Source organism: Pseudomonas sp. xss_2 (assembly GCF_043104195.1).
In the GTDB taxonomy this organism is placed as follows: Bacteria; Pseudomonadota; Gammaproteobacteria; order Pseudomonadales; family Pseudomonadaceae; genus Aquipseudomonas; species Aquipseudomonas urmiensis.
Map to the genome: position 1 here is coordinate 21,782 of NZ_JBICKL010000032.1, position 10,574 is coordinate 32,355.

Consider the following 10,574-nt stretch of genomic DNA (forward strand, 5'->3'; position numbering starts at 1 on the left):
TCCTCAGCTCAGGCGCAGGCGGCTAGCGCCCACCAGCCAGCTATAGATCAGGTACAACAGCACGGTCGCCAGCAGCAACAGCCCGCCCAACGCCGTAGCCATGCCCCAGTTGATGCTGGTGTTGGTATAGAAGGCGACGAAGTAGCTGACCATCTGGTCGTTCGGGCTGCCCAGCAGCGCCGGGGTGATGTAGTAGCCGATAGCCAGGATGAACACCAACAAGCAGCCAGCGCCCACGCCGGCGTAGGTCTGCGGGAAGTACACCCGCCAGAAACTGGCGAACGGATGGCAACCCAGCGAGATTGCGGCGCGCATATAGCTCGGCGAGATGCCCTTCATCACGCTGTACAGCGGCAGGATCATGAACGGCAGCAGGATGTGCACCATCGAGATGTACACACCTGTGCGGTTGAACACCAACTCCAGCGGCTCATCGATGATGCCCATGGCCATCAGCGCACTATTGATCAATCCACCCGACTGCAACAGCACGATCCAAGCCGCGACCCGCACCAGGATCGAGGTCCAGAACGGCAACAGCACCAGGATCATCAACAAGTTGCTCTGCCGGGTTGGCAGGTTGGCTAGCAGATAGGCCAGCGGGTAGGCCAACAACAAGCAGATAACAGTGATCACCACCCCCATCCACAGGGTGCGGGCGAAAATATCCAGGTAGATCGCCTGGTCTGGCGTGGCCTTGGCCAGCTCACCCAGGTCGTCGATACGATGGTCGACCGAGGCCAGCAAGTAATACGGGGTGACGGTGCTGGTATTGCGGCGGATCGCCTGCCAATAGGCCGGATCGCCCCAACGCTCATCGAGCGTTTGCAGTGCTTCTTTATAAGAGCCAGGTTCAGTCTTCAACGGCAGCGCCCGCGCAGTCTTCGACAGCAGGCTGCGATAACCGGCCAGCTCCATGTTCAAGCGTTTGGACAGATCGCCCAGGGTCTGGTTCTTGCGTGCCTCGGGCAGGTCCAGGCTCAGCGCCTTGTAGACCTCTTCGCCCGGCAGGCTCTTGCCATCCCACTGCTCGATCGCCTCGACGGTACGCGGCAGGCCGGCGACCACCTCGGGGTTGCCGACGCTTTTGTACAACAGCGCCGCGATCGGCACCAGGAACACCAGCAGCAGGAACAGCGCCAGCGGCGCGATCAACGCCTGGGCCTTCCAGCGGTTGACCCGCTCGGCATGCTTGAGGCGCTGTTTCAGGTTTGGACCTGCGCCTTCTTTAAGGGGCACTGCAATGGCCATGGCGAACTCCGAAAATCTGGGAAACAGGGAGCGCCGGAGGTGCCCGGCGCTCCGATGGCGCAATTACTTCTTCGCAGCCCAAGCGTTGAAGCGTTGCTCCAGTTGCTCGCTGTTGTCGGCCCAGAAGGCCACGTCGATCTGCACCTGGTTGGCGATGTTCTCAGGCGTGGTCGGCATGTCTTTCTTCACGGCATCGGCCAGCAGCGGTACGGCCTTGGAGTTGGCCGGGCCGTAGGCGATGTTCTCCGAGTAGGTCTTCTGCTGCTCGGGCTGCACGGTGTAGGCGATGAACTTCTTCGCCTCTTCCACGTCCTTGGCGCCTTTGGGGATGGCCCAGGCGTCGAAGTCGTAGATGCCGCCGTTCCACACCACTTTGAGGTTGCTCTCTTTCTGTACCGCGGCGATCCGGCCGTTATAGGCCGAGCTCATGACCACGTCACCCGAGGCCAGGTACTGTGGCGGCTGGGCGCCGGCTTCCCACCACTGAATGCTCGGCTTGAGCTCGTCGAGTTTCTTGAAGGCGCGGTCTACACCCTCTTTGGTGGCGAGCACCTTGTACACGTCCTTGGGCGCGACGCCGTCAGCCATCAGGGCGAATTCCAGGGTGTATTTGGCGCCCTTGCGCAGGCCACGCTTGCCCGGGAACTGCTTGGTGTCCCAGAAATCGGCCCAACTGGTGGGTGCGGTCTTGAGCTTGTCAGCGTTGTATGCCAGTACCGTGGACCAGACGAAGAAGCCTACGCCGCATGGCTGGATGGCGCCGGGCACGTAGTCGGCCTCGTCACCGAACAGCGCCGGGTCGAGTTCTTCGAACATGCCCTCGTCGCAACCACGGGCCAGCTCCGGCGACTCGACCTCGACCAGGTTCCACGACACGCTTTTGGTGTCGACCATGGCTTTGACCTTGGCCATCTCGCCGTTGTACTCACCCGCGACGATCTTGCCCTTGCCAGCCTTCTCCCACGGCTCGTAGAACGCCTTGACCTGGGCGGCCTTGTTGGCCCCGCCGAACGACACCACGGTCAAGTCCGCGGCCAGGGCTTGGCCTGCGGCGAACAGGCCGAGGGCCAGGGCGGTCAGTTTCAACTGCTTGCGCATTATTATTCTCTCCACAGTACAGGGTTGGTTAAGCGAACCATCAGTGGGCTTCGGCAATCGGGTCGAGCGCGCGAGCGTGCTCGACCTCCCAGCCAAGCGGTACCACATCGCCCACGGCCAGGGCCGGGTCGAGTTCGGCAATCGGCTGCTTCACGAAGAAGTCGCCTTTGCCGCAGACTTCCAGGCGCACCCGCACGTGGTCGCCCAAGTAGATGAACTCGGCCACCCGCCCGGAGAAGCGGTTGACGCAGCTTTCACTGTGGCCATTGAGCCGTACGCGCTCGGGGCGGATCGACAAGGTCACCGGATCGCCCGCCTCGCCAACGTTGACCGCCAGCGCCTCGACCCGCTCGCCACGCGCCAGCTGCACCTGGCAACGCTCGCCATTGCGCGCCAGCAGGGTGCCGTTGAGGCGGTTGTTCTCGCCGATGAAGTTGGCGACGAAGGTGTTGCGCGGCTCTTCATAGAGGGTGCGCGGGTCGGCGATCTGCTGGATTTCACCTTGATGGAACACCGCCACACGGTCGGACATGGTCAACGCTTCGCCCTGGTCGTGGGTCACGTACACCACGGTTACGCCAAGGCGCTGGTGGATGTGCTTGATCTCCATCTGCATGTGTTCGCGCAGTTGCTTGTCGAGCGCGCCGAGTGGCTCGTCCATCAGCACCAGCTGCGGCTCGAACACCAGCGCACGGGCCAGGGCCACCCGCTGTTGCTGACCACCGGAGAGCTGGCCTGGGTAGCGCTTGGCGAAGGCATCGAGCTGGACCATGCCGAGCACGCGCTTGACCCGCTCGCTGATGTCGGTCTTGCTCAGGTTGCGCACGCTCAAGGGGAAGGCCAGGTTCTCGGCGACGGTCATATGCGGGAACAGCGCGTAGTTCTGGAACACCATGCCGATGTCGCGCTTGTGCGGCGGCACGTTGTTGATCGAGCGACCCGCCAGCTGGATCTCGCCAGCGGTGGGCGTTTCGAAGCCGGCCAGCATCATCAGGCTGGTGGTCTTGCCCGAACCGGAAGGGCCCAGCAAGGTGAGGAACTCGCCCTTGCGGATGTCCAGGTTGAGGTCTTTGACGATCAGCGATTCGCCGTCGTAGCTCTTCTGCACACCACGGAAACTGACCAGCGTCTCGCTGGTGGCAGCGTTCGAATTCGCCTCGCTCATGCCTGCACCTTCTTGTTGGATGACTGCGTGAGTGAAGGTTAGAGAAGGCGCAAGTGCCCGCAAATCGGGGGTGCTGAGAGAATGCCATCATCCAGTTGGAAGATTGCGTGTAGGGATTGCCCTACAAGGCTGACGCCCACAGATAAATCAATCGCTACGTGGGAGCGGGCTTGCCTCGCGATAACGCCGGCGCAGCCTCCTCTATTGCCTGGCTTTGCGCCATCACGGGGCAAGCCCGCTCCTACAGGTATGGGGCGAGCCGGGAACCTGGCCATGTCGCAAGCAGAACACTCACACCAACTTGTGCTCCATGGCGTACTTGACCAGCTCGGCCAGCGAGTTGACCTTGAGCTTCTGCATCAGTCGCGCCTTGTGGGTGCTGATGGTCTTGCTCGACAGCGCCAGTTGTTGGGCGATGTCGTTGACGTTGGCGCCTTGGGCGAGGCGCTCGAAGACCGAGAACTCACGTTCCGAAAGCAAGGTATGCAGCGGCCGGGTCTCGGTGAGGCCAACCTCGAAGACCATCCGGTCGGCCAGCGATGGGTCGATATAGCGCCCGCCTCCGGCTACCCGGCGAATAGCGGTGAGCAACAGCGCCGGATCGCTGTCCTTGGTGGCATAGCCAGCGGCGCCCGCTTTCAAGGCGCGGGCGGCCATCTGCGCTTCATCATGCATCGACAACATCAGGATCGCTGGCGGGTTGTTCAACGCGCGGATCCGCGGGATCGCCTCCAGGCCATTAACCCCAGGCATGGAGATATCCAGCAATACCACTTCACAAGGGGTGTGGCGCAGGGTCTCGAGCAATTGCTCGCCATTGCCGGCCTCCCCCGCCACCTGCATGTCCTTGGCCAGGCCGATCAGCTGCTTGATGCCTTCACGAACTATGGTGTGGTCTTCGGCCACCAGCACTCGAATCACGCTTACTCTCCTAATCCAGAGGAATGCTCACACTCAGACTACTGCCTTCACCCGGCTCACTGTCCAGAGTCATGCTGCCGCCAAGCATCAGGACCCGCTCGCGCATCCCCACCAGGCCAAAGGACGTCGGCCTGGCCTGATCGGTGCAAAAACCCACCCCATCATCGATGACGCTCATGCGCAGTACGTCATGCTCGTGCACCAGTTCGATCTGCACGGTATGAGCCTGAGCGTGGCGCATCACGTTGGTCAATGCCTCCTGAAGGATGCGAAATAACCCCGTGGCCTTGGCGTCACTCAAGGCTGGCAGATGCTCCGGCACTTGCACCAGGCAAGGAATCTGCGTGCGCGCCTCGAAACGCCGCGCCTGCCATTCAATGGCCGAAGCGATGCCCGCATCCAGGATCGGCGGACGCAGCGCGGTGGCCACGTCACGCACCAGTTGGAACAGCTGGGCGATCAGGCGCTTCATGCTGGTCAGGCGTTCGTTGAGCCCAGGGTCGAGTTCGGCATAGGCCAGCTCGCACATCGACACCTCAAGCTTTAGCACGGTGAGCATCTGCCCCAGCTCATCGTGTACCTCTCGGGCGATACGCGCTTTCTCTTCCTCGCGCACGCTTTCAAGGTGCGCCGACAACTCGCGCAGCTGCCCTTGAGATTGCGCCAGGGCCAGCTCGGCCCGCTTGCTCTGGGTGATGTCCCAGACCACGCCGTCCCACACCACCCGGCCATCGGCCAGGCGCCGGGTACTGGCCTTGATATCGGCCCAGCGCTGCTCACCCTGGCGGGTGAGGATGCGCCCCTGCCAGGACCAGTCCTGATTATTGGCCAGGGCCAGGTCCTGGACGCGGTGATAGTCGGCGCGGTCCTGCGGATGGACCAAGTTGCGCAGGCCCATCTCAGGGTGCTGGATCGCCGCCGGCGCGTAGCCCACCAACGCCTCGCTGCCTTCACTGATGTAGGGAAACTCCAAATCGCCCTCGGCCGGATCACGCTCCAGGCGGAACACCAGCCCCGGCACGTTGCCAGCGATGCCCTTGAGCCGCGCCTCGCTTTCGCGCAGGGCGGCCAGGGCACGGCGGCGCTCGGTAACATCGGTGAGGAACACCACCAGGTACTCGGCATCGCGAAAACGCAGAAAGCTCAGCGACAGGTCGACCGGCAGCAGGCTGCCGTCGGCGCGCAGGCACTGGCTTTCGAACTGCTGGGCGCCGCCATCACCGGTGCGGGCACGCTTCCACAGTTCAAGCCAGCGATCCATTTGCAGATTCGGCTCGAAATCGATCAACGGCCGCTCGAGCAGTTCGCCTTCGCCATACCCCAGCATGCGTTCTGCGGCGTGGTTGGCGTAGCGCACATGACTGTCCCAATTGACCCAGAGAATGCCCACGGTGCTCTGGTCGATAGAGAACTGGCTCAAACGCAGCGCTTCTTCCCGCGCCTGGCGTTCATGCAGGTTATCCCTGGCCGCCAGCAGGCTGCGTTCCAACTGCCGTTGCTGGCGACGCTGCCAGACCAGCGTGGCGATGGCGCACAGCAGCAGCATGCCGAACAGCAGCGCCAGGTTCTGCCAGAAGCCAGTGCTTTCACTCAGGCGCGGATACTTCGGTTGCAGCCAACGCTGATGCAGCTGTTCCAGCTCTTTGGCTGGCATGGCCTGGAGACCGCGCTCCAGCACATCGGCCAGTAACGGCCAATCACGCCTGGAGCCAACCCGCAGCAACTGTGGCAGGCCGATATCGCCGACCACCGCCAGATCACTGAACTCACTCTCGCGCGACAACCGGCTGAGCTGGGCCTCGTCCAACACGGCATAGCTCGCCTGCCCGCCCAGCAGTAACTGCAGGGCCTGGCGTTCGTTAGGTACACCCTGCAAGTTGAGGTTGGCGTAGTTGCCCCGCAGGTAATCGGCCAGGGCGCTGGGCATGCGCACCGCAACCCGCTCACCCGCGCCAAGTTTTTCAAGCTCGACCGCCACCGCGCCGGTACGCGGGCCGACCATCAATTGCGGGACGCGCATGTAGGGATCGCTGAACAACCACAAGCGCAGACTGGCTGGGGTTTGCGTAAGGCCTGGGGCGAAATCGATCTCACCGGCCTGCAGCGCATGCTCCAGCGCCGCTTGGTCGGCGAAGTTGCGCCAGGTCAGATCCAGGCGCAGCGCCTGGGCCAGCCAGTTGACCAACTCGACATTGGCCCCATACAGCTGCTGCAGGCGCCGGTCGAACTGCGCGTACGGCGCTTGCAGCACCAGGCCAACACGCAGGCTGCGGTGTTCTTCCAGCCATTGCTGCTGGGCCGGTTCCAGCGCCACCGTCGGCGCAGGCGTGGGCCTGGCCAAAGCGATCAAGGGCAGGCACAAGCAGCCGATAACCAACAGGCGACGCATTCGCTTCATCTCTACGCTCGTCTTGGCAAGCGCGGCCATCACTCGTGGCCGTCGCGGACAAATACTATTAGGCTGCCGGTATCATTCTGGCCTTGGGTTGATTCATGTTGACACTTTATCGCACGACGCTGGCAATGTTCTGCCTGGCCTCGATCCTACCGCTGGGCGCACAGGCCGAAGACGCCGAGAAGGCCGCACCGGCCGCTGAAGCTGCCGCCCCCAGCACGCGCGCTGCGCTGCTCGAACGTAGCCAGGAAGATGCCCAGGCGCTCGAACGCCGGGTGGCCAAAGCTGAGCAACAAACGTTGCAGGCCGGTAACGAGAGCTTCCTGGCATTGTGGAAACCGGCCAACGACAGCGACCCTAAAGGTGCGCTGATCATCGTGCCGGGCGCTGGAGAGAATGCCGATTGGCCAACCACGGTCGGCCCTCTGCGAAGCAAATTCCCTGATGCGGGCTGGCACACCCTGAGCGTGAGTCTGCCGGACTTGCTCGCTGACAGCCCCCAGGCGCGCGTCGAGAGCACGCCTGCGCCGCAGCCTGACAAAGGCACTGGCGAAAGCGCTCCAGCCAAGGACACCCCTGCCGATGCCAATGCCAATGTCGCCCAGGCCACCGCGCCCGAGGCCGATACCGCGCAGAGCACCGATGCCGTCGAGGCCAGCGAACACAACGATCAGGCCGACGCCGAGCGGATCTTTGCCCGGCTGGACGCGGCCGTGGCCTATGCCCAGGAGCAGAAAGCCCGCAGCATCGTGCTGTTAGGTAATGGCAGCGGCGCCTATTGGGCGGCGCGCTACCTGAGCGAAAAGCAACCGCCGCAGGTGCAGAAGCTGGTGATGGTCGCGGCGCAGACCCCGGCCCGGGTGGAGCATGACCTGGAGAGCCTGACGCTGACGCTCAAGGTGCCAGCCGCCGATCTCTATTACGCCACCCGTACTGGCGATCGGCACGCAGCCCAATTGCGCTTGCAAGCCAGCAAGCGGCAGAAGGACAGTCAATATCGGCAGTTGTCGCTGATCGCCATGCCAGGCAACAAGGCCGCAGAGCAAGAGCAGCTGTTCCGGCGGGTTCGAGGATGGCTGTCGCCGCAGGAGTAATCTGGCGGATTCAATGGCCTCATCGCGGGGCAAGCCCGCTCCCACGCCGAATTTTCTATACAGGGGGGCGTGGGAGCGGGCTTACCCTGCGATGAGGCCAGCAGCGACCACCTCACACCAAGGCCCTACAACCCACGACGCTTGCGAATCAACGCATAGGCCTGATGCAGCTCCCGGGTTTTCTCGGTCGCCTCACGCACCTGCGCCTCACTGGCGCCATTGCCCACCAACTTGTCAGGATGGTGCCGGCTCAGCAGTCTCCGATAAGCCTGCTTGACCTTGTCCCCCGCGGTATCAGCCTCAACCCCGAGCAGGCGCAACGCCGCCGCATAGGTCAAGGTCGCGCCCTCGGCGGTGGTCTTGCGCGGTTCGTACTCCAGCGACAGCGCTTGCGCCTGGCGCCGACTCAGCCCCAGCTGTTGCCCCCAAGCCAACACCAGATCACGCTCCTGGCGCCCGGCCTTGCCATCGGCCCACACCATCCGCCAGCACGCACGCAGCGTACCTTCTGCGGCATGTGGCTGCTGCTTGATGCGGTGCAGATAGCGGCCGAGACGGTCCTTGCCGGACTTGCCGCGATTGAATGCGGCAATCGCCCGCAAGCGGGCTGGCTCGGCCATGTCCAGCCGCGCCATCTCCTGACGCGCCTGCTGGATATGCCCGTCCGCTACCCGGCCATCGCTCTTGGCCAGCCGCCCGAGCAGCACGAACAACAGCTCTTCATCGCGCAGCGCCGGGCGCCCGCCCAGGCGCTCGCGCACATCCTCCCAACCGCGCAGCCGCAGGCGTCGGTCCATGGCCTGACCTAGCAAGGCGCCCAGCAATGCGCCAGGGATACTGGCCACTGCAAAGCCCGCTCCAGCACCAATCACTGTGCTCGGCCACCACATGTCAGGCGCGCTCGCCAATCAAGCGCTCAACCTCGGCCAAGCGCTCCAGGGTGCCAACGTCGACCCAGAGGCCGCCATGACGTTCACCGGTTACCTTGCCCTGGGCCATCGCTTGACGAAGCAACGGCGCCAGTTTGAAAGCACCAGGCTGGCAACCTGCGAACAACGCCGGATCCAGCACCGAGATGCCACTGAAGGTCAGCGTCCCCGGGGCATCGTCGCCATCGACCACCTGCGCGCCCTGCAAACGGAAGTCGCCCCGGCCGTGGTGCCCTGGGTTGTCGACCAGCACCAGATGAGCCAAACCCTCGAGCGGTTTATTCAACTGGCGAAAATCGTAGTCGCTCCAGACATCGCCGTTGACCAACAGAAACGGCGCCTCGCCCAGCATTGGCAGCGCCTTAAAGATTCCGCCACCGGTCTCCAGCGGCTCGCCTTCGGCCGAATAGCGAATGCCCAAGCCAAAGCGGCTGCCATCGCCCAGGTGATCTTCGATCTGCTGCCCCAGCCAGGCGTGGTTGATCACCACTTCGCTGACACCGGCTGCAGCCAGGGCGCGCAGGTGATACTCGATCAGCGGCTGTCCCGCCACCGGCACCAGTGGTTTTGGAGTGTGCAGGGTCAGCGGGCGCATGCGCTCACCCTTGCCCGCCGCCAGGATCATTGCCTTCATGGACGAGCTGCCTTCAGTTCAGCGATCAGTGCACCCAGCTCAGCCAATTCCGGCCGGCGGCCGATCACTTCATCTATATAGGCGAAGAAACGCGGAACGTCGCCGAGGTAACGCGGCTTGCCGTCGCGGTGGCAGATGCGCGCGAAGATACCGATCACCTTGAGGTGACGCTGCACGCCCATCAGGTCGCTGGCGCGGTGAAATGCCTCGAAATCGGATTGCACTGGAATGCCAGCGACCCGCGCCTTCTCCCAGTAATCACCCAACCAACCCTCTACCCGCGCCTGCGGCCAGCTGAGGAAAGCATCCTTGAACAGGCAGGTAATGTCGTAGGTGACTGGGCCGTAGACCGCATCCTGGAAGTCCAGCACGCCAGGATTGGGCTCGCTGTGCATCAGGTTGCGCGGCATGTAGTCGCGGTGCACCAGCACCTTGGGCTGGGCCAACGCGCTGTCGATCAACAACTGGCTGACGCGCTGCCAGGTTGCTAGCTGCGTTGCAGTCAGGGCGACACCGAGCTCGCGGCCGACGTACCACTCTGGGAACAGCTCCAGCTCCCGGCGCAGCAAGGCATCGTCATAGCTGGGCAGCGGCGCGGTCATGGGCAGGCGCTGCAAGGCCAACAGGGCGTCGATGGCATCGGCGAACAGGCCATCGGCATTCTCAGAGTTAATAATGTCCAGGTATGTCTGGTGGCCGAGATCGCCGAGCAACAGGAAGCCGCGCTCCAGGTCCTGGGCATGAATCAGCGGCACATGCACATCGGCGCTGGCCAACAAGTGGTCGATCTCGACGAAGGGACGGCAGTTTTCCTGCGGTGGCGGTGCATCCATGACCACAAAGCTGCGATTGGCGCCCTGCCAGCGGAAATAACGACGGAAGCTGGCGTCACTGCTGGCGGCGGTTAGAGTACCTTCGGGCAGCTCGCCCCAGCCGTTTATCTGGAACAGGGCGAGCAGTTGCTGTTTGAGCCAGTCTTTGAGTAGTTCAAGGCGTAGATCATGATCGGGCATTACAAGGGTCTCCGACGGCCCTAGCCGTCAAGCGGGTCATGCTTTATTATCCAGCATCTTTTTCAGACCATCGA

Annotated in this window: 9 protein-coding genes; 1 reads left to right on the forward strand and 8 read right to left on the reverse strand. The window is 63.2% G+C overall.

Annotated features, from left to right (window positions below):
- Window positions 1-3: 3 nt before the first annotated feature.
- The 5 genes from ACF8K2_RS04460 to ACF8K2_RS04480 all read right to left on the reverse strand — a co-directional run bounded on the left by ACF8K2_RS04460 (window position 4) and on the right by ACF8K2_RS04480 (window position 6,833).
- Window positions 4-1,251 carry an ABC transporter permease gene (locus tag ACF8K2_RS04460; RefSeq protein ID WP_186552669.1) on the reverse strand — a complete coding sequence of 416 codons (1,248 nt, stop codon included), beginning with the start codon at window positions 1,249-1,251 and terminating at the stop codon, window positions 4-6.
- A 63-nt stretch (window positions 1,252-1,314) separates the two neighbouring features.
- Window positions 1,315-2,349 (reverse strand): ABC transporter substrate-binding protein, encoded by a 1,035-nt coding sequence (locus ACF8K2_RS04465; protein ID WP_264235362.1) that lies wholly within the window; start codon window positions 2,347-2,349, stop codon window positions 1,315-1,317.
- 40 nt (window positions 2,350-2,389) lie between these two features.
- Complete coding sequence (locus tag ACF8K2_RS04470; RefSeq protein WP_186552671.1) at window positions 2,390-3,514, reverse strand: ABC transporter ATP-binding protein; 1,125 nt, start codon at window positions 3,512-3,514, stop codon at window positions 2,390-2,392.
- A 291-nt stretch (window positions 3,515-3,805) separates the two neighbouring features.
- Window positions 3,806-4,435: a response regulator transcription factor gene (locus ACF8K2_RS04475; RefSeq protein ID WP_264235361.1), complete on the reverse strand. Its 630-nt coding sequence runs from the start codon at window positions 4,433-4,435 to the stop codon at window positions 3,806-3,808.
- 10 nt (window positions 4,436-4,445) lie between these two features.
- Window positions 4,446-6,833 carry a PAS domain S-box protein gene (locus tag ACF8K2_RS04480; RefSeq protein WP_392463651.1) on the reverse strand — a complete coding sequence of 796 codons (2,388 nt, stop codon included), beginning with the start codon at window positions 6,831-6,833 and terminating at the stop codon, window positions 4,446-4,448.
- A 95-nt stretch (window positions 6,834-6,928) separates the two neighbouring features.
- On the opposite strand from ACF8K2_RS04480, the gene ACF8K2_RS04485 reads away from it, so the two are divergent.
- Window positions 6,929-7,924 carry an alpha/beta hydrolase family protein gene (locus ACF8K2_RS04485; RefSeq protein WP_392463652.1) on the forward strand — a complete coding sequence of 332 codons (996 nt, stop codon included), beginning with the start codon at window positions 6,929-6,931 and terminating at the stop codon, window positions 7,922-7,924.
- A 125-nt stretch (window positions 7,925-8,049) separates the two neighbouring features.
- On the opposite strand, the gene ACF8K2_RS04490 is transcribed toward ACF8K2_RS04485, so the two are convergent.
- From ACF8K2_RS04490 to ACF8K2_RS04500, 3 genes are read right to left on the reverse strand one after another with little or no spacing between them, the layout of a single operon-like run.
- Complete coding sequence (locus tag ACF8K2_RS04490) at window positions 8,050-8,814, reverse strand: TerB family tellurite resistance protein (protein ID WP_392463654.1); 765 nt, start codon at window positions 8,812-8,814, stop codon at window positions 8,050-8,052.
- A gap of 1 nt (window position 8,815) precedes the next feature.
- Window positions 8,816-9,487, reverse strand: a complete 672-nt coding sequence (gene murU / locus ACF8K2_RS04495; RefSeq protein ID WP_392463655.1) for an N-acetylmuramate alpha-1-phosphate uridylyltransferase MurU — start codon at window positions 9,485-9,487, stop codon at window positions 8,816-8,818.
- Window positions 9,484-10,500 carry an aminoglycoside phosphotransferase family protein gene (locus ACF8K2_RS04500; RefSeq protein WP_186552677.1) on the reverse strand — a complete coding sequence of 339 codons (1,017 nt, stop codon included), beginning with the start codon at window positions 10,498-10,500 and terminating at the stop codon, window positions 9,484-9,486. Before ACF8K2_RS04500 ends, murU begins: the two co-directional genes overlap by 4 nt.
- Between the last annotated feature and the right edge of the window lie 74 nt (window positions 10,501-10,574).

What these genes read in the sequence shown, in the direction of transcription:
- ACF8K2_RS04465 (WP_264235362.1), bottom strand. Translation starts at nt 2,349, where the DNA reads ATGCGCAAGCAGTTGAAACTGACCGCCCTGGCCCTCGGCCTGTTCGCC.
- murU (WP_392463655.1), bottom strand. Translation starts at nt 9,487, where the DNA reads ATGAAGGCAATGATCCTGGCGGCGGGCAAGGGTGAGCGCATGCGCCCG.
- ACF8K2_RS04485 (WP_392463652.1), top strand. Translation starts at nt 6,929, where the DNA reads ATGTTGACACTTTATCGCACGACGCTGGCAATGTTCTGCCTGGCCTCG.
- ACF8K2_RS04480 (WP_392463651.1), bottom strand. Translation starts at nt 6,833, where the DNA reads ATGAAGCGAATGCGTCGCCTGTTGGTTATCGGCTGCTTGTGCCTGCCC.
- ACF8K2_RS04500 (WP_186552677.1), bottom strand. Translation starts at nt 10,500, where the DNA reads ATGCCCGATCATGATCTACGCCTTGAACTACTCAAAGACTGGCTCAAA.
- ACF8K2_RS04460 (WP_186552669.1), bottom strand. Translation starts at nt 1,251, where the DNA reads ATGGCCATTGCAGTGCCCCTTAAAGAAGGCGCAGGTCCAAACCTGAAA.
- ACF8K2_RS04490 (WP_392463654.1), bottom strand. Translation starts at nt 8,814, where the DNA reads ATGTGGTGGCCGAGCACAGTGATTGGTGCTGGAGCGGGCTTTGCAGTG.
- ACF8K2_RS04470 (WP_186552671.1), bottom strand. Translation starts at nt 3,514, where the DNA reads ATGAGCGAGGCGAATTCGAACGCTGCCACCAGCGAGACGCTGGTCAGT.